Source organism: Halodesulfurarchaeum sp. HSR-GB, from assembly GCF_031432215.1.
Lineage (GTDB): Archaea > Halobacteriota > Halobacteria > Halobacteriales > Halobacteriaceae > Halodesulfurarchaeum.
Genome location: NZ_JAVKGN010000001.1, coordinates 707,933 through 724,133, shown reverse-complemented (window position 1 = coordinate 724,133; position 16,201 = coordinate 707,933). Strand labels below are relative to the sequence as shown.

Here is a 16,201-nt window from a genome sequence, read left to right as displayed (position 1 = left end):
AAATAGGCAATTGAGTCAACCGATAGGGCTATAAAACCTCACGTATTGGACTTGGATGTCGAAACAAATGACAACTGGCGCATCTCACCCCGACGGCGGGATCACGGAGGCCGAACAGGCGGTGCTGGACCGGATCGAACAGGAGAACATTCAGTTCCTGCGGCTGCAGTTCACCGACATTATGGGGACGGTCAAACACGTCTCGATCCCCGCAAGCCAGGCCGAGAAGGCCCTGACCGAGGGGATCTACTTCGACGGCTCCTCGATCGAGGGCTTTGTCCGCATCCAGGAGTCGGACATGCGCCTGGAGCCGGACCCCGATACCTTCGCGGTCATCCCCTGGCGGGACGAGAAGAGCGGCGAGGCGGCCCGCCTGATCTGTGACGTCATCGACGCCACGACCGGCGAGCCCTTCGTCGGCGACCCGCGGACGGTCCTCAAGCGCGCTATCGCCCGCGCCGAGGATATGGGCTATACGCTCAACGTCGGTCCCGAGCCCGAGTTCTTCATCTTCGAGAAGAACGGCAACGGCCGCGCGACCACGACGACCCACGACGCTGGCGGGTACTTCGATCTGGGCCCGAAGGACCTGGCCTCCGATCTGCGCCGGGAGATCATCTTCAACCTGGAGGAGATGGGCTTCGAGACCGAGGCGAGCCACCACGAGGTCGCCGCCGGGCAACACGAGATCGACTTCAAGTACGACGATGCCCTGACGACCGCGGACAACATCGCGACCTTCCGGTCGGTCGTACGGGCCACCGCCGAACTCCACGACTACCACGCGACGTTCATGCCAAAGCCCATCGCGAAGGTCAACGGCAGCGGCATGCACACACACCTCTCGCTTTTCACCGAGGACGGCGAGAACATCTTCCACGACGGCGACGACGAGTTCGGCCTCTCCGAGCAGGCAAAGCACTTCCTCGGGGGCATCCTCGAACACGCCCCGGCGATCACGGCCATCGCCAACCCGACCGTGAACTCATACAAGCGCCTGGTGCCGGGCTACGAGGCCCCGGTCTACATCGCCTGGAGTGGCGTCAACCGCACCGCACTGGTGCGCATCCCCGCGGCCCGCCACCCCGCGGCCTCCCGCATCGAACTGCGGTCGCCGGACCCCGCTGCGAACCCCTACCTGGCCATCGCCGTGATGCTCCACGCCGGCCTCGACGGGATGGAGAAGGAGACAGCGGCCCCGGACCCGGTTCGGGAGAACATCTACAAGTTCGACGAGGAGAAACGCGAGGAGTACGGTATCGAGACCCTCCCCGAGAACCTCGGGCAGGCCGTCGACGCCCTGGAGGAAGACGAGGTCGTCCAGGAGGCCCTGGGCGAACACGTCACCGAGAAGTTCATCGAGGCAAAGCGCCAGGAGTTCCAGGAGTACAACCTCGCAGTCTCCGAGTGGGAACTGGACCGGTACCTCGAGAAGTTCTGAGGACCGAAACACCTGCCTGACTCGGAGCCCTACGGGTTTCTAATGGGTGACTCAGCGGAGGAGATCGACGACGACCGTCGCCAGGAGCTTTTGGGACGGATCTCCCGGCAGACGGCCACCATCGGCCAGCGCATTCCCGAGACGACCAGTATCGACGGCGAACCCTTCGACCTGCGGGACTTCGTTCTGGAGACCAAATCACAGGGCGCGATCCCGCCCGATCGCCGCGAAGCGGTACGGACGGTCCGAAAGACCCTCTCGACGGAGCGAGAAAAGCGTCGAAAGCGGCTGGAAACCGAATCGCTCACCGAACAGGAGGCGACGAACCTCGTCCAGGACATCCTCGGGCTGGACCGGGCGATCATCGCCCTGGGGAACCTCGCCGAGACGGATCTGGAGGCAAAGAGCCACGAGGAGTACGTGGACGGGACCCGCCGCTGGGTCGACTTCGTCGATCAGCTCACCGACTAGAAGAGCGCCCAGACCGCAAGCGAGACCGCGACGACGCCGGCAGTTCCAGCGAGGGTCCGCCGCGGGCGCAACTGGGCGGCCCGAAGTCCGGCCGTTGCGACGATCACCCCCACCGCAATCCCCGCGAGTACGTCCGGGAGATAGTGCACTCCGAGCAGCAGCCGGGTCGCGGCGATGATGCCCACGGCGAGGGCGGCCAATAGGTGGGGCCCGTAGCCCTCCCACCGGGCCACGCCCACCAGCGCGGTCGCGACCCCAGCCGTCGCCGTCGCGTGCCCGCTCGGGAACCCGTAGCCGTCCTCGGGAACGAGCATCAGCGTATCAGGCGGTCGCCCCAGCCCAAAGCCGTACTTCAGCAGGATCGATGCCGAGAGGGCGAGTGCCACGGCCACCAGAAATTGCCGGGCCGTATCCGGGGCGATCCGACCGCTCCAGACCCCGCCCACCGAGCCACCGATCGAGGCGATAGCCAGCAGTTTCGGGCCGCCGAAGGCGGTGAGCACCACCAGCAGCGGGACGACCGGCTCCGGAACCTGGGCGACCAGCGCCTCGGTTACGCCGAGGTCCCTCATGAGCGGGCGTTCCGAAGGACCTCGAGCAGTCGTCCGGGGACGCTCGCGGCCTGGATACCCATTCCGAACAGCACCAGTTGCACGTAGAGTCCCAGCGTGGAGAGCCACACGACGATCATCGCGAGAATGGCCCAGCCACCCTGCAGCCAGTAGAACGCTCCCAGGGTCATCGCCGTCCCGTAGAGCAAGACGAGGTACGGCCCCCAACCCGTGGCCTTGCCCTTTCGCTGGCGCTTGCGGACGTAGGCTTTCAGCTCCGATTCGATCGCCGACCGGCTCATCGTCTTCTCGTCGAGATCCGCCCGGAGTCCCTCGACCTCCCGGGCGAGTTCGCCGATATCCGGGGCCGGTTCGGTCCGCTCGCTGTCCGTCTCTGCTGTCGCTCCGTCCCGGTCACCGGGGGGTCCTCCGACCAACACGACGTTCACTACTGCCCCCACCATGATAATAATCCCGCCGAGATACAGCCAGGAGACAAGCAGGAGTCCAGCCCCCAGGACCCCGTAGAGCTGGAAGTTCCCGGCGTAGGTGGCGTAAATCGAAAAGCCAGTCGCCAGAAGCGCCCAGCCGATCGCCGCGAAGATCGTCCCCGGCAGTGCCTGCCGCGGACGAATATCGATGTCGGGGAACCGGTAGAACATCGGGAAGAAAGCAATCGTCAACACGCCGGGGAGACTGAGCTGACTCAGGACCCCGGCAAACGGGATCCACTCGATGTAGGGGATGACGACCCCCAGCAGTGCCGATGCCGCGAGAGCGACGGAAATCGAGAGAAACACGATCGCCGCGTTGAGAAGCCGTCCCGGGAGTGACTTCTCGACGGCCACGCCATCGACCGCTGAGAAGGCCACGTCCAGTCCCCTGAAGATCTTGCTGGCCGACCACGCCAGGATCAACAGGCTGGCGGCACTGGCCCCACCACTCCCGTGGCTGTCTGCGAGCGATCCCTCGATGACCTCGACGGCGGCCGGCGAGAGGAACTGATCGGCCCCCTGAAGTGCCGTTTCGAGGCTCGGTCCGCCGAACGTCTGGACGACGGCGAGTCCCAGAAGCGCCAGCGGGATGATCGAGACGAACCCGTAATAGGCAATGGCCGCAGCGAGAAAGGTCGCCTGACTCCGCTGCACCTCCCGAACGACGGCTATCGGGACGGTCCAGAGCACGGAACGGTCCATGGCCCACCGTTCGCGAGCCAGTCTCAAATACCCAACCGATCAGGCCATCCCGAAGGCCGCCTCGATTTCGGCGAGTGTCGCGTCGGTCTTGAACGTCGTCCCGCCGTAGTGGGTCCGGGAGGCGGCGTGGCCGGCCGCCCGCAGCGTCTCCAGGAACTCGTCCATCCCGATCGCCGGTTCGTTCCAGCGGCGGTAGAGTCCGTGCTGGTCGTAGTGGGTCGGGGTGGCAAGTTCGCCCTGCAGGCGGTCGAGCAACCGCTCGGCCCGTGTCGCCGTCCCCATCGACTCGTCGAGGGCCGCGGCGGTCGACGCGACGAACTCCTCCTCGTGGGTCGGCCCGAGCCAGAGCGGCCCCGCGGTCACGACCGAATCACTCCCGCAGTAAGCACAGGCCTCTGGCGGGTGTGAGACGAGTCCCGATTCGGTCTCACGAGCGCCGCAATTCCGGCAGTGATGGACGAAGCCGAGTTCGTCGATCGCCGCGTTCGCATCCGTCGCCCGATGGGACAGTTCGAGGTAGGTCCGGACGTAGTGATCGGAGACGTGGCTCAGGATCGGGGTGACACCGACGTCGTAGCGAGCGGCGGTGCGAGCAAGCGCCCCCAGGAGGATGCGTAGGCCCATTTCGGCGTGATACTCGGTGTTTCGTGGAACCGCACTGTAGCGACGGACCCCGCTCTCGAAGTGCGCGCCACAGAGCGGTGCAGTGTCGGTCGCGGTGACCGCGACCAGGTTGCGAGCGTTCGCGAAGGCCGCATCAGCAAACGGGATTGGCGAGCCAAACGGGTCCAGATCCACCACGTCGAAGAGTGTTCCCTGGTCGTGGAGCAACGCGTTCGCGTCGCGGTGGTAGACAGTCCCGTCCAGGTCGTTCGTGGCCAGGTTCTCACGAGCCAGATCGACGGCGTCGGGATCCACGTCCGCAAGCGAGACGTCCCACCCGGCGGCCGCCGCCCGGACCCCGCGGATCCCGCTGGCAGCCGTCGCGTCGAGGTAGGTGGCCACGCGGGGCTCCCGCTCACGGTAGGCGGTGAGGGCCGCAATCGTGATATCCCGGTTCAGCTCCTGATCGGTGTTGAAGAAGACGGCGTCGGACCGGCCCGCGTCGGGTTGCTCGGGGACCGCGACGGTGACCTGGCCCTCGGTTCGGTTCATACCCCGATTCCGGGCGACACCGTGAAAAGCCGCCCGGGGCAAACAGACAGCCTTTCACTCCCGGGGTCGAATGGCCGGTGTGGATTCGCCAGCCGACTGGCGGGCGGCCCTCGCCGAGACCGGCGAGCTCACCCCCGAGATCACGAGCGCGATTCTCGACGCCCACGGGGACCGCGGCAAGCGGGCCATCGAGGCGGTCACGGAGTCACGGGTGAAGGCCTACCGGGACTTCACGGTCGTCGTTGGCCACGGCGACGAGTACATCGTCGAGGACGACGGGTGTACCTGCGAGGACGCCACGTACAACCTGGACGAGGAGGATCCCGCTGAACTCTGCTGGCACGCGATCGCGGTGGCGATCGCCGAACGGATCGACGCCGTCGATCACCACGACATGTGGTACGCCGACGTCCGGGAGTTCGTCTAGGCGTCGGCCGCGAAGGCCACGAAGTTCTTCAACAGTCGCAATCCGATCTCGCCGCTTTTCTCCGGGTGGAACTGGGTCCCGATGACGTTTCCGGCCTCGTTTGCGATGACCGCCGGGAACTCCACGCCGTACTCGCTTGTCACGAGAATCGAATCCGTGTCCTCCGGGACCCCATAGTAGGAGTGCACGAAGTAGGCGTACCCGCCGTCGATGCCCTCGATTACGGGGTGAGATTGTTTCACGTCGAGTTCGTTCCAGCCCATGTGCGGGATCTTCAGGTCGCCCCGGAACTTCACGTTCCGGCCGGGCACCAGATCCAGGCCCGTCACGTCTCCCTGTCCCGCCCGGTCGGCCTCCTCGCTCGTCGTCAACAACATCTGCATCCCCAGACAGATACCCAGAATTGGCTGTCCAGCCTCGGCTGCCTCCAGCAGTGCCTCCCGGAACGGGCCGGCGTTCTCCATCCCGTCGCCGAAGGCACCGACGCCGGGAAGGATGACGCCATCAGCCGACTGGATGGCCTCGGGGTCGTCGACGATCCGAACTGTCGCACCCGCTCGCTCCAGGCCGCGGGTCACGCTGCGCAGGTTCCCCAGGCCGTAATCGAGCACCACGATGTCGGCCGCCGGGGTCTGGCCTCCCGTGGGTGTATCCATACCCGTGTGTGCGGGGGTCACGGATTAGACCCTTTCCATTACCGCAACCCGACCGCGAGCTCGGCCGCGTCGGCGATGACCGCCTCGAAGGTCTCCCGTGTGCTGGGATCGTACAGCGTCGCCGCAGGGTGGAGCCCGATAAGGACCCGGTAGGCCGTTCCGTCGATCGGGATCGACTCGACCGTCCCGGCCTCGTTCGTCACGGCGACCGAGCGTCCCAGGAGGTGTTCGCTGGGCACTTTCCCGAGGGTGACGATCGCTCTCGGATCTACGCCCGCGATCTCCCGCTCCAGGTGGGACCGGCAGTTCGCCAGTTCGGTCGCTGTCGGGTCCCGATTCTCCGGCGGCCGGCACTTGACGGCGTTCGTGATCCGGACTATCTCCCGGTCGAGCCCGTACTCCGCCAGGACCGAATCGAGGATCTCACCGCTGCGGCCGACGAATGGCTCGCCTTCGCTGTCCTCCTGCTCGCCCGGTGCCTCGCCGACGAAGAGGAGATCCGCATCCGACGGCCCGACACCGTTGACGATCTGGGACCGGGACTCGACCAGGTCCGCACATCGTTTGCAATCGGTGACATCGATCGTTCCCTGTTCGCTCATACGAAGTCCTCGATCGACGGCCCAATCAACGCCCGGATTCGTCGGTCCCGCCGAGCAATTCCTCGCTGAGGAATCGATCCGCGCCCCGGGCCGCGAGTCGAGCCACCCGGAGCGGTTCGGGTCGGCCCCCAGTTGGCGTGAACGCGTTCACGACGGTCTCGGGGGCGTCCGAGAGGCCGACGCTCCGGACATAGCGGGTATCGTCGTTCACCGTCACCGCCACTCGCTCCGGTTGGGCCCGGTAGCGGTCGAGACGGCGTGCCAGTTCGGACCCCTCGAAGGCCGCCCGGAGGGCCGGTTCGAGCCCGGAACTCGCCTCGAAGGAGACCGAGAGGACGGGCCGATCGACCGCACGATAGATCGCCCGCAGGTCGAAAATGTTGTACCAGGCCGGGGCGATGCCGGCGAGAAAGAGGTACTGAACGTCCTCGCGGTCGAGTGTTGAGTACAGTTCGATCACCGCGTCGGTGGCGTCCAGTCCGCCGACCCGACACGTTTCGAAGGCAAAGCCGTCGACGGTCCGCGAGGGGGTGACCACGGCCCCGCCGAGGACCGACTGGTCCCGTTCGTAGGACTCGGCGACCCCGAGGGCCCGAACGCCGGGCTTCACTCCTTGATGTCTTCGAGTTTGTCCAATAGCTCGTCGTTCGAAGCGCCGATCTCGAAGTCGACCTCACCGTCGTGGGTGGCTTCGGAGGTCGATACCCCTTCGTCATCGTCGAGGTCCTCGGAATCGAGCTCCTGTCGTTCCTGTTCCGATTCGTCGTAGCTACCAAATCCCATCGTATGTTGTGTTACTCGCGCACGACACAAAAAGGGCCCGCCACAGTACCCAGGTTCTTGACCGAGGCCGACCTCCAGGCGGACATGGACGTTCGTAATTTGACTGCCGACGCCACGGTGTTCACCGCGAACGCATATCTAATCCAAGGGGAGAGAAACAGCCTCGTGGACGTGGGTGCGATGCCCGGGATGGTCGATGTCCTCCAAGCACAGGCCACCACGCTCGACTCGGTGTTTCTCACCCACCGGCACGGCGACCACGTCGACCGTCTGGAGGCCGTTCGGGCCGCCTTCGACCCGACCGTCTACGCGGCCGACACCGGACCGGAAGCGGTCACCGTGCTGGCGGATGGCGACCAGGTTTCGATCGGCGGGGAGCCCTTCGAGGTCGTTGGGACCCCCGGACACGCGCCGGACCACCTCGCGTTCGTCGGCGAAACTGCTGTTTTCACCGGGGACATCGTGGTCTACAGCGACGGGGCCTTCGAGGACGGCAGTTTCGGCCGCACGGACATCCCGGGGGCCGACCGGGAGACCCTCGTGAAAAGTATCGACCGCCTGCTCGATCGGCTCCCGGCCACCGTCGAATCACTCTATCCGGGCCATGGACCGGCGTTTACCGGTGACGTGCGAGCAGTCATCGAGCGCGCCCGCGAGCGGGCCGCCAGGGGCGAGCCGAAGTATCCCGACTGAACCCGGACAACGGTGTCTGTCCTGTGGATCGCTGTCGGGGCACCCGTTCGAAAACGAGAGGTGGCGGTTTACGTCGCGCGCCGTTCCTTGGCCTTCGGGCGCAAGTTCTTGTAGCCACACTTGCGACAGCGCTCGGCACGCTCGGGGTTTCGAGCGTTACACCGCATGCAGACCTGGGTGCCCAGAAGCCGGTCCTCGATCGAGAGGTGCTGTGTCATGTCCGGCTATTCGCCGGTGGTGGCTAAAAGGTGTTCGACTCAGCGATCCAGATACTCGTTCTGGACCGCGACGACCCCCGCGGAGTCCGTACACTCGGCGTACCGCTCCAGGGGCTCCTCGTTGAGGTCCAGGAAGGTCTGGCCCCAGCGGAACTTCGAGAGGAGGAATTCGGCCTGCTCGCGCTCTCCGAGGATGACGAGTGCGCCGGCGAAGGCCTCGACGGTGGTGAGCTGATAGGGGTTTCCGTAGTTCACCGGGTTCCCGGCCAGCATGAAGGGCAGCGCCCGGTGGATGCCATCGATCTCGAACTGCTCGGCCGAGGCCGACTCCCAGGAACTGTCCATCGCCACGAGCGTGTCGGTCGACTCGCGGTCGGCCGGGGAGAGGGCCTTGTCCGCGAAGGGATCGAGGACGAGCCCATAGGGGACAGACCGTTTGACCGAGTGAAGCGTGGCGAGGTCGAAGCGTTCGAGCTTCTTCGCCGTACACTTCTGCGGGTCGTCGTCGCCCTCGTATCGAACGTGCAGGTCCACACCCGGGGTAGACGGGGGTCGGTCAAAAGGCTCCCGAACGGCCGGCTTTTTGGGCTGGCGCACCGAGCGCCCACATGGCCGAACCCCAGGACGGACCGGCACTGGCTCGGGAGTACTACCGCGCCATCGACGCCGGCGAGTACGACGCCCTGCAGGCGGTGCTCGCACCCTCGTTCAGCCACGAGCGGGGCGATCGGACGTTCACGGGCCGCGAGGAGTTCCTCACCTTCATGGCCGAAAAGCGCCCGGAGACCGACACGACACACGAAATCGAACGGGTGTACACCGGCCCTGGTGGCGTCGCCGTCCAGGGCCGGCTCTTGCACGGTGACGGCACGCTTTTCTTCCGGTTCGTTGATGTCTTCCAGGTCGTCGACCGGCTCACACACCTGGTGACCTACAGCGCGAGCCCCTAGGCGCAATTCTCCCTGCAAGCGAAGGGTACTTTCACGCCGTTCCATACCACACCCTTATGAGCTTCACGGACCAGCTCTCGCGGGTCGCCCGATTCGCGAGCAAGTACTTCGTCGTCTGGGTGGTCGCTGCCGCGGCACTGGGCCTGTGGCAGCCGGCGACCTTCGTTCCGATCCTGAACTACGTCAACCCCCTGCTGGGACTCATCATGCTCGGCATGGGCCTGACACTCACGCCGGCGGACTTCAAGCGACTGGTCGAACGACCCGTCGACGTTGGCATCGGCGCGACAACCCAGTGGCTGGTGATGCCCCTTGCGGCCTACCTGCTCTATCTCGCCTTCAACCTGCCTGAGGCCATCGGCGTCGGCCTCATCCTCGTGGGCGCGGCCCCCGGTGGAACCGCCTCGAACGTGATGACCTACCTCGGCCGGGGCGACGTCGCGCTCTCGGTTGCCATCACGACCGTGACGACCCTGGCCGCGCCGATCGTCATGCCGGCCTGGACCCTGGTGATTCTGGGCCAGGGCATCGACGTGACCTTCATGGAGATGTTCACGAACATCGTCCAGATCGTCATTATCCCGGTCGTGCTCGGGTTCGCCCTGCGCTATATTCTCGATCGCGCCGCCCCGGCGGTGGCCGAGATCGGAATGGACGTCTTCCCCGTGATCAGCGTCGCGGCCATCGCCGCGATCGTCGCCGGCGTGGTCGGCGCGAACGTCGAAAGCATCCTCACCGCCGGTGCCCTCGTGCTGGCTGCCGTCATCCTGCACAACGGAATCGGGCTGGGAGCCGGCTACGGCGTGGGCAAGGCCGTCGGCATGTCGACCGACCGAGTCCGGGCGACGAGTTTCGAAGTCGGACTCCAGAACAGTGCGCTCGCGGTGGCACTCGCGACCAGCCTCTTCGAACCGGCAGCAGCGTTGATTCCGGCGCTTTTCAGCGTCTGGCACAACGTCAGCGGGCCGGCCCTGGCGAGTTTCTTCGCCTGGCAGGACGATCAGGCGGCGACAAAAGAGCCGTCACCGACGACCGCCGACTAGTCCCGGTCGCCAGCGCCTAGCGCGCTCTCGCCGACCGGATCGTGTCCTTCGATGACTTCCTGGCCGTCGAGGTAGGGCCGGAGGGCCGCCGGCACGGTGACGGTGCCGTCCTCGTTCTGGTAGTACTCCAGGATCGCGACGACGACCCGTGGGAGGGCCACGCCGGAGCCGTTGAGCGTGTGGACGTACTCCGCGGACTCGTGGCGTTCGGGTCGGTACCTGATCCCCGCCCGGCGGGCCTGGAAGTCCTTGAAATTCGAAACCGAGGAGACTTCGAGCCAGCGACCGCCACGATCGGGGCCGTCGGCCATGTCATCAGCCGGGGCCCAGACCTCGATGTCGTACTTCCGGGCCTGGGTGAAGCCCATATCGCCCGTACACATCTCCAGTACTCGGTAGGGGAGCTCGAGGCGTTCGAGGACTTCCTCGGCCTCGTTGAGGAGCCCATGGAGGCGCTCGTCGCTCTGTTCGGGTTCGACGAAGTTCACGAGTTCGACCTTGTTGAACTGGTGAACCCGGACCATCCCACGGGTCTCGGTGCCGTGTTCGCCGGCCTCGCGCCGGAAATTCGGCGTGTAGGCCTGGTGTTTGATCGGCAGATCCTCCTTGAGGAGGATGTCCTCGGCGTACATGTTCGTGACCGGCACCTCCGCCGTCGGGAGCAACCAGAGGTCGTCATCGTCGTAGGGCTCCTCGTTGGAGCCACCCAGGCGGTAGGCGTCCTCGACGAACTTCGGGAACTGCCCGGTCCCTCGCATGGACGCGGAGTTGACCGGGATGGGCGGGAAGACCTCGCGGTAGCCCTGCTCGCGGTGGACATCACGCATGAACTGGATGAGCGCGTGTTCCAGTCGGGCGCCGTCCCCCTTGAGGAAGTAAAAGCCGCCACCCGAGACCTTCGCGCCGCGTTCGAAGTCGAGGATGTCCAGGTCCTCGCCCAGGTCGTAGTGAGGAATCACGTCCCCTGGCAGGTCCCGCAAGTCCGCAAAGCCCTCCCGACGGGCTTCGATGTTGTCGGACTCGTCGTCCCCGATAGGCACGTCATCGTCGGGAATCATGGGCACCTCGAGGAGGCGGGATTCGAGTTCGGCTTCGAGTTTCTCGGCCCGTTCCTCGACTTCCTCGAGTTCCGCTTTCAGTTCCGTGGAGCGCTCGATGGCCTCCTCGGCGGCCGCCTCGTCGCCGGCCTGTTTGTGCTCGGCGACAGCGTCGCTGACCTCGTTGCGTTCGTGGCGCAACTCGTCCCCGCGGGCCTTGAGTTCCCGCCACTCCGCGTCGATCTCGAGGATGTGGTCCAGGTCCACACCTTCCACACCTTTGTTCTCGATCGCCTCCCGGACGACGTCCGGGTGTTCCCGGACGAACTGCCTGCTCAACATGGGCGAGGCTATTCCCGCGGACCGGATAACACTATTGGGTGGTCCACCCACCCATGGAGTCCGTCGACGGGCCAGGGATACCAATACTTCAAGCCGGAGGGTGACAAATTCGGAACTATGACACGATCGGTGGGGCCGATCGGGGGCCCGCGACCACGATGACCGGGACGTCGGCCATGACGGCCGGGTTCGGGGCCGTCAAGCTCGCCTACGTCGCCGCCTTCGCGGCCGCCGCGATACTCACGTTCGGAAGTCTGGCCCGGATCGGGGACGTGCAGGACGCGGACACCCGCCGGGGACTGGCCTGGCTCCTGGCCGGCAGCGGCAGCTGGGCGGCGAGTACCGTCGGCTTCCTCCTGGCGCCGGGCCCCACGCTCTCGGTCGCCTTCCACACGATCGGACTCGTCATCGGCCTGAGTACCGTCGGCGCCTGGCTGTACTTCACCTCGGCGTACACCAGCCGGAGCATTCATCGAAATCCCACGCTCCGGCGGATCGCCCTGGCCGTGTTCCTCCTCGTCGTCGCCGTGAAGGTCACCAACCCGATTCACGGGCTCTACTACGGCGTCGAGATGGTCCAGACGCCGTTTCCCCACGTCGCCATCCAGAACGGCGTGCTCCACTGGACAGTCATGGGGGCCTCCTATGCCCTCTCGGCAATCGGCTACTTCATGCTCTTCGAGCGGTTCGAGGCGGTCAGCTTCGACACCACCCCGCTTTTGGTGCTCGTCGGGCTGACCGGCCTGCCGATCGTCCTCGACATCGCGGGGTTCACCAGCCCGGCCCTGATCGACGTCACCTACGAGCCGATCGGCGTGGCGGTGTTCGCCGCGGGCCTGTTTTTCGTCTTCCTCGATCAGTTCCAGGCGGTGCGAGTCGCAGGCGAGCGTGACGATCCGGTGGTCGCCCTGGACACCGACGATCGGATCCACCAGTTCAATCAGGCGGCCGAACGGGTGTTTCCCGACCGCCTTCAGGGATCGATCGGGAAGCCACTCGATGCGGTCTTTCCGGATCTCGTCGAGACCAGCGAGGAGAAACAACTCGTCGAAGTCACGGACACGGGTGGCCCCCAATACTACCGCGTCGCCACCACGCCCTTTACCGGCGGCCAGACGCGTCTCGGCCGTCTGCTGGTGTTTACGGACGTGACCCAGGAGGAGCGGGCCCGCCGGAAGCAGGCCCGCCAGAACGAACGGCTCGACCGGTTCACCAGCACGGTCTCACACGACCTCCGGAACCCGCTCACCGTCGCCCGGGGCCGACTCGAAATCGCCGCCGAGGAGACCGATTCCGAGCACGTCGAGACGGCTCTGTCGGCTCTGGAACGCATGGAGACCATGATCGAGGACCTCCTCGATCTGGCCCGTCACGGCCAGCCCATCGACGAGACCGAGCCGGTCTCGCTGTCGACGGCCGCCACGGAGGCCTGGGAGATGGTCCAGACCCACGAGGCGACCCTCGAGGTGGCCGGCGAGCGCACCTTCGAGGCCGACCCGGATCGGCTGGCGAGCCTGTTCGAGAACCTCTTCAGAAACGCCGTCGAGCACGCCGGGCCGGACGTGACCGTGACCGTCGAACCGATCGAGGAGGGGTTCGCCGTCGGCGACGACGGTCCCGGCATCCCGCCCGAGGAGCGCTCGAAGGTCCTGGAGTCGGGCTACTCGACCGCTGACTCGGGGACGGGCTTTGGGCTGGCGATCGTCTCGGAGGTTGCAGACGCTCACGGCTGGTCGGTCCAGGTGACAGCAAGAGAGGCCGGTGGGGCCCGCTTCGAGTTCAGCGGCGTGAACTAGTCCATCCGCGCCCGCAGATCCGCGAGTAGTTCGGTCGGTGGGTTCGAACTCGGGAGTCGCACGGTCTCTTCCTCGGCTGTATCGGGCATTTCGATGACGAACTCGCCGTCCTCGTAGCCCACCGACTCGATCGTTCCGTAGTCGAGGGTTCGCACCAGTACCGGCTCGGTTCCCACCGTCCCCTTCAGGAACATCAGATCGAGGGTTGTCTGATCGTAGATCCAGACCGCGTCCTCGCCCACCCCGACCATGGCCGCCTCGACCTTGGTCGGAGCCTCGACGAACGGGAGCCGCTCAGTCGGGACAGAAACCAGCCGATAGAGCGTCGCCGACTCGTCCATCCCGGCCGCTTTGAGGACCATCGGACCGAATTGTTCGACGTCGGACAGATATCCCGCTTTGACCGTGTCGTAGTTCCGGTTGATGTACCGCATCCCCTGATACCAGATCGGCACGGCCACGACGAGCGCGAGGGGGGTGAGCCAGGATCCGAGGCCGAAGTAATACCCCACCCCGGCGAGCAGGAAGACGATCATCGCCGGGCCGACGACTGGGTGCCAGCCCCAGACCCACCGGAGCAAGGAGAGTTCGTCTTTTGCCGTCCGGAAGGCGGATTCGGTTTCGGTCATGGTTCGAGGGCGTGGCGTCGCCCGGTCCCGGACCGACGCGGTGTGTCTACCGTCATCTATCGGAGGTGGGACACGCGGGGAAAAATACGTTCCGACGGGGCGGCGTTACTCCAGCCCGAGGTCTTCGAGCGAGTGGGTGTGCTGCCACGCGCCGGCCACACTCTCGATGTCGAATTTGACGACGCCGTCGGTGAGCTCCAGCCGTACCATCTCCTCGCCGATCTCGGTGTCGTGGAGGTGCAGTTCCAGCGGCGCGTCGAACTCGGCGACGGCGACCATCAGTTCGCCGTTCTTCTCAAGCATCGCTTGCAGGTCTTCTGCGTTCATGTGCGTCTCTTAGTAGTGGGACCACCCCCAAGAAGGTTGCGACCGGGGCGAACTGTCGGGCCGAAAATTCGGCCGCGACAGGCGATTTCGCGGCTGGTTTCGGATCGTGGAGAACGACCGTTCCGGCCCTCGAACGGGGCAGACTGTCGGCTCCCCAACTACGGCCGGCCCGGGGCGTGGAATCTTTATAGCGGTCGCGGTAACCGGGGGTATGCGCACCCACCTCGACCGACTGAGCCCAGGGGTGGTGCTCGTCGGGCTCACGGTGCTCGGGCTGCTGGTACGACTCCTCGGCCTCGGAGCCCGGGTGGCCCACCAGGACGAGGCCCGGGTGGCCAGCTGGATTCTCCACTACGTGGCCGTCGACGCCTGGGAGTACCGGCCGATCATCCACGGCCCCTTCCTGCCACACGTCAACGGTGCCGTCTTCGAACTGCTCGGCCCCAGTGATTTCTCCATGCGCCTGGTCGTCGCCGTGGTCGGGGGCCTGCTCCCGCTCTCGGCCTGGCTCCTCCGGGACCGACTCCGCGACCGGGAAGTGCTCTTCCTGGGGGCGCTGCTTTCGTTCAACCCGATCCTGGTCTACTACTCCCGGTTCATGCGCAACGACGTGTTGCTCGGGGCCTTTGGCTTTCTCGCCGCCGCCTTCGTGGTCCGGGCGATCGACACCAACCGGAGGCGGTATCTCTTCGGGGCGGCCGTCGCCTTCGCCCTGGCACTGACGACCAAGGAGAACGCGCTGCTCTACCCGGTGACCTGGGCCGGCACGCTCGTGTTGCTCCTCGATCACCGGCTCTTTCACTCGCGGTACGACGACGGTTGGTGGGACACACTCCGCAGGATCAGCAAGCGAATCGCCCGGGCACTCTGGCAGACCAAGTATTCGATTTTCGGGAGCCTGCTCGCCCTCCTCGTGGTCGTCGTCGCGTTCTACGCGCCGAAACCCGAATTCTATCAGGCGCTTGGGGCCCCAAGCCAGTTGCCAGCCGTGCTCGAGACGGCCACGCTGGGCACCTGGGAGAAGTTCGCCGAGCTATGGGGCAGTACCGGCATGCAGGAACACTCCTATGTCACCTTCCTCCTCCACCTGCTGGGAGTCGTGGCCGTCGGCGGTCTCACGACGATGGTGTTTGCCGCGATCGGCTTTCTCGCGGATCGGTACGGGAATCGATATCCCAGAGACCTGGTCGCGGTCGGCTTCTTCTGGGGACTGGCGAGTCTCCTCGGGTACCCCATCGTGTCGGACATCAAGGCCGGCTGGACGGCCGTGCACGTCCTGATCCCCCTGATGATCCCGGCCGCGGTCGGGCTCTCGGTCGTCCTGGACCGGGCCGAACTGGCGCTTCGACGGAATCAGCGACAGAGGGCGGCCGTGGCAATCGTGTTGTTGCTCGGAGCCGCCACCGTGCTTGCGGGCAGCGGCGTGGCGATCAACGCCGTCTATCCGGCCGACGAACGCAACCCCGTCGTGCAGTACGCCCAGCCGGCCGGGGACATGAAGCCCACGCTCGAAGAGATCGAGACGATCGCGGCCGAGAACGAGGGGATCGATGTGATGTTCTACGGCGAGGAGTTCTACAGCCCGAACGAGACCGAACACGGGGCCAGCCTCGACATCGAGACCGGGGGGTACGCGGGCTGGTTCGATCGGTTGCCCCTCCCCTGGTACCTGGAGCAGTACGACGCCCGCGTCGGGAGTACGGAAACCCCCGCGGAGATCGCCGAACACGACCCACCGGTGATCATCACGCTGGAGGAGGAAACCGGGACCCTGCAGGGAGAAATCGAGGGCTACGAGAAGACCGTCCATCAGGGGTACCTCCACGATCGGCCGATCGTCTTCTACGTTCGCTCGTAGTGTCGATGCTCTTTTCCGTCGAGGCC

Annotated in this window: 20 protein-coding genes; 8 read left to right on the top strand and 12 right to left on the bottom strand. The window is 65.8% G+C overall.

Annotated features, from left to right (window positions below; translation table 11 throughout):
- Nucleotides 1-67 precede the first annotated feature (67 nt).
- A complete protein-coding gene (gene glnA, locus RH831_RS03930; RefSeq protein ID WP_310552960.1) occupies nucleotides 68-1,441 on the top strand; it encodes a type I glutamate--ammonia ligase in 1,374 nt (457 codons plus the stop codon).
- 42 nt (nucleotides 1,442-1,483) lie between these two features.
- Nucleotides 1,484-1,912, top strand: coding sequence for a DUF5788 family protein (locus RH831_RS03925; RefSeq protein WP_310552959.1), 429 nt, complete (start codon nucleotides 1,484-1,486; stop codon nucleotides 1,910-1,912).
- Here the strand turns inward: RH831_RS03925 and RH831_RS03920 are convergent.
- Genes RH831_RS03920 through RH831_RS03910 form a run of 3 tightly spaced genes read right to left on the bottom strand, consistent with a single transcriptional unit; the run spans nucleotide 1,909 to nucleotide 4,814 of the window.
- The gene (locus RH831_RS03920) at nucleotides 1,909-2,484 is read right to left on the bottom strand and encodes a phosphatase PAP2 family protein (RefSeq protein WP_310552958.1); all 576 of its coding nucleotides are present in this window, start codon (nucleotides 2,482-2,484) and stop codon (nucleotides 1,909-1,911) included. The two genes, RH831_RS03925 and RH831_RS03920, sit on opposite strands and share 4 nt — an antisense overlap.
- Nucleotides 2,481-3,659 carry a YihY/virulence factor BrkB family protein gene (locus tag RH831_RS03915; RefSeq protein WP_310552957.1) on the bottom strand — a complete coding sequence of 393 codons (1,179 nt, stop codon included), beginning with the start codon at nucleotides 3,657-3,659 and terminating at the stop codon, nucleotides 2,481-2,483. The genes RH831_RS03920 and RH831_RS03915 overlap by 4 nt, the downstream gene beginning before the upstream one ends.
- 39 nt (nucleotides 3,660-3,698) lie before the next feature.
- On the bottom strand, nucleotides 3,699-4,814 hold the full coding sequence (locus RH831_RS03910) for a tRNA (guanine(26)-N(2))-dimethyltransferase (protein WP_310552956.1): 1,116 nt from the start codon (nucleotides 4,812-4,814) through the stop codon (nucleotides 3,699-3,701).
- A 70-nt stretch (nucleotides 4,815-4,884) separates the two neighbouring features.
- Here RH831_RS03910 and RH831_RS03905 point away from each other — a divergent pair, with 70 nt between their 5' ends.
- Nucleotides 4,885-5,241, top strand: coding sequence for a hypothetical protein (locus RH831_RS03905; RefSeq protein ID WP_310552955.1), 357 nt, complete (start codon nucleotides 4,885-4,887; stop codon nucleotides 5,239-5,241).
- Here RH831_RS03905 and hisH read toward each other — a convergent pair.
- Genes hisH through RH831_RS03885 form a run of 4 tightly spaced genes read right to left on the bottom strand, consistent with a single transcriptional unit; the run spans nucleotide 5,238 to nucleotide 7,282 of the window.
- The gene (gene hisH, locus RH831_RS03900; protein WP_310552954.1) at nucleotides 5,238-5,897 is read right to left on the bottom strand and encodes an imidazole glycerol phosphate synthase subunit HisH; all 660 of its coding nucleotides are present in this window, start codon (nucleotides 5,895-5,897) and stop codon (nucleotides 5,238-5,240) included. The two genes, RH831_RS03905 and hisH, sit on opposite strands and share 4 nt — an antisense overlap.
- Before the next feature lie 38 nt (nucleotides 5,898-5,935).
- Nucleotides 5,936-6,499, bottom strand: a complete 564-nt coding sequence (locus RH831_RS03895) for a uracil-DNA glycosylase family protein (RefSeq protein WP_070365710.1) — start codon at nucleotides 6,497-6,499, stop codon at nucleotides 5,936-5,938.
- 25 nt (nucleotides 6,500-6,524) lie between these two features.
- Nucleotides 6,525-7,109, bottom strand: coding sequence for a DUF99 family protein (locus tag RH831_RS03890; protein ID WP_310552953.1), 585 nt, complete (start codon nucleotides 7,107-7,109; stop codon nucleotides 6,525-6,527).
- Nucleotides 7,106-7,282 (bottom strand): DUF5786 family protein, encoded by a 177-nt coding sequence (locus RH831_RS03885; RefSeq protein ID WP_310552952.1) that lies wholly within the window; start codon nucleotides 7,280-7,282, stop codon nucleotides 7,106-7,108. The genes RH831_RS03890 and RH831_RS03885 overlap by 4 nt, the downstream gene beginning before the upstream one ends.
- A gap of 84 nt (nucleotides 7,283-7,366) precedes the next feature.
- Here RH831_RS03885 and RH831_RS03880 point away from each other — a divergent pair, with 84 nt between their 5' ends.
- Nucleotides 7,367-7,975, top strand: a complete 609-nt coding sequence (locus RH831_RS03880) for an MBL fold metallo-hydrolase (protein ID WP_310554135.1) — start codon at nucleotides 7,367-7,369, stop codon at nucleotides 7,973-7,975.
- A gap of 68 nt (nucleotides 7,976-8,043) precedes the next feature.
- Here the strand turns inward: RH831_RS03880 and RH831_RS03875 are convergent, their stop codons facing one another.
- Nucleotides 8,044-8,193 (bottom strand): 50S ribosomal protein L40e, encoded by a 150-nt coding sequence (locus RH831_RS03875; RefSeq protein WP_070365714.1) that lies wholly within the window; start codon nucleotides 8,191-8,193, stop codon nucleotides 8,044-8,046.
- Between the two features lie 39 nt (nucleotides 8,194-8,232).
- On the bottom strand, nucleotides 8,233-8,727 hold the full coding sequence (locus RH831_RS03870) for a DUF367 family protein (protein ID WP_070365715.1): 495 nt from the start codon (nucleotides 8,725-8,727) through the stop codon (nucleotides 8,233-8,235).
- Nucleotides 8,728-8,801: 74 nt separating this feature from the next.
- On the opposite strand from RH831_RS03870, the gene RH831_RS03865 reads away from it, so the two are divergent.
- Nucleotides 8,802-9,143: a nuclear transport factor 2 family protein gene (locus RH831_RS03865; RefSeq protein WP_310552951.1), complete on the top strand. Its 342-nt coding sequence runs from the start codon at nucleotides 8,802-8,804 to the stop codon at nucleotides 9,141-9,143.
- Nucleotides 9,144-9,199: 56 nt separating this feature from the next.
- Nucleotides 9,200-10,186: a bile acid:sodium symporter family protein gene (locus RH831_RS03860; RefSeq protein ID WP_310552950.1), complete on the top strand. Its 987-nt coding sequence runs from the start codon at nucleotides 9,200-9,202 to the stop codon at nucleotides 10,184-10,186.
- Here RH831_RS03860 and serS read toward each other — a convergent pair.
- Nucleotides 10,183-11,565 carry a serine--tRNA ligase gene (gene serS, locus RH831_RS03855; protein ID WP_310552949.1) on the bottom strand — a complete coding sequence of 461 codons (1,383 nt, stop codon included), beginning with the start codon at nucleotides 11,563-11,565 and terminating at the stop codon, nucleotides 10,183-10,185. The two genes, RH831_RS03860 and serS, sit on opposite strands and share 4 nt — an antisense overlap.
- A 158-nt stretch (nucleotides 11,566-11,723) precedes the next feature.
- Here serS and RH831_RS03850 point away from each other — a divergent pair, with 158 nt between their 5' ends.
- A complete protein-coding gene (locus RH831_RS03850; protein WP_310552948.1) occupies nucleotides 11,724-13,361 on the top strand; it encodes an ATP-binding protein in 1,638 nt (545 codons plus the stop codon).
- On the opposite strand, the gene RH831_RS03845 is transcribed toward RH831_RS03850, so the two are convergent.
- Both RH831_RS03845 and RH831_RS03840 read right to left on the bottom strand, forming a co-directional pair.
- Nucleotides 13,358-13,990, bottom strand: coding sequence for a hypothetical protein (locus RH831_RS03845; protein ID WP_070365719.1), 633 nt, complete (start codon nucleotides 13,988-13,990; stop codon nucleotides 13,358-13,360). The genes RH831_RS03850 and RH831_RS03845 overlap by 4 nt on opposite strands.
- A gap of 105 nt (nucleotides 13,991-14,095) precedes the next feature.
- A complete protein-coding gene (locus RH831_RS03840; protein WP_070365720.1) occupies nucleotides 14,096-14,317 on the bottom strand; it encodes a hypothetical protein in 222 nt (73 codons plus the stop codon).
- Between the two features lie 211 nt (nucleotides 14,318-14,528).
- On the opposite strand from RH831_RS03840, the gene RH831_RS03835 reads away from it, so the two are divergent.
- Nucleotides 14,529-16,175, top strand: a complete 1,647-nt coding sequence (locus RH831_RS03835) for a flippase activity-associated protein Agl23 (protein WP_310552947.1) — start codon at nucleotides 14,529-14,531, stop codon at nucleotides 16,173-16,175.
- The last annotated feature ends 26 nt before the right edge of the window (nucleotides 16,176-16,201 follow it).

Coding starts and splice junctions, on each gene's coding strand:
- RH831_RS03910 (WP_310552956.1), bottom strand. CDS start 4,814: ATGAACCGAACCGAGGGCCAGGTCACCGTCGCGGTCCCCGAGCAACCC.
- RH831_RS03925 (WP_310552959.1), top strand. CDS start 1,484: ATGGGTGACTCAGCGGAGGAGATCGACGACGACCGTCGCCAGGAGCTT.
- RH831_RS03840 (WP_070365720.1), bottom strand. CDS start 14,317: ATGAACGCAGAAGACCTGCAAGCGATGCTTGAGAAGAACGGCGAACTG.
- serS (WP_310552949.1), bottom strand. CDS start 11,565: ATGTTGAGCAGGCAGTTCGTCCGGGAACACCCGGACGTCGTCCGGGAG.
- RH831_RS03880 (WP_310554135.1), top strand. CDS start 7,367: ATGGACGTTCGTAATTTGACTGCCGACGCCACGGTGTTCACCGCGAAC.
- RH831_RS03920 (WP_310552958.1), bottom strand. CDS start 2,484: ATGAGGGACCTCGGCGTAACCGAGGCGCTGGTCGCCCAGGTTCCGGAG.
- RH831_RS03905 (WP_310552955.1), top strand. CDS start 4,885: ATGGCCGGTGTGGATTCGCCAGCCGACTGGCGGGCGGCCCTCGCCGAG.
- RH831_RS03850 (WP_310552948.1), top strand. CDS start 11,724: ATGACCGGGACGTCGGCCATGACGGCCGGGTTCGGGGCCGTCAAGCTC.
- RH831_RS03845 (WP_070365719.1), bottom strand. CDS start 13,990: ATGACCGAAACCGAATCCGCCTTCCGGACGGCAAAAGACGAACTCTCC.
- RH831_RS03915 (WP_310552957.1), bottom strand. CDS start 3,659: ATGGACCGTTCCGTGCTCTGGACCGTCCCGATAGCCGTCGTTCGGGAG.
- RH831_RS03860 (WP_310552950.1), top strand. CDS start 9,200: ATGAGCTTCACGGACCAGCTCTCGCGGGTCGCCCGATTCGCGAGCAAG.
- RH831_RS03835 (WP_310552947.1), top strand. CDS start 14,529: ATGCGCACCCACCTCGACCGACTGAGCCCAGGGGTGGTGCTCGTCGGG.
- RH831_RS03875 (WP_070365714.1), bottom strand. CDS start 8,193: ATGACACAGCACCTCTCGATCGAGGACCGGCTTCTGGGCACCCAGGTC.
- RH831_RS03895 (WP_070365710.1), bottom strand. CDS start 6,499: ATGAGCGAACAGGGAACGATCGATGTCACCGATTGCAAACGATGTGCG.
- RH831_RS03885 (WP_310552952.1), bottom strand. CDS start 7,282: ATGGGATTTGGTAGCTACGACGAATCGGAACAGGAACGACAGGAGCTC.
- hisH (WP_310552954.1), bottom strand. CDS start 5,897: ATGGATACACCCACGGGAGGCCAGACCCCGGCGGCCGACATCGTGGTG.
- glnA (WP_310552960.1), top strand. CDS start 68: ATGACAACTGGCGCATCTCACCCCGACGGCGGGATCACGGAGGCCGAA.
- RH831_RS03865 (WP_310552951.1), top strand. CDS start 8,802: ATGGCCGAACCCCAGGACGGACCGGCACTGGCTCGGGAGTACTACCGC.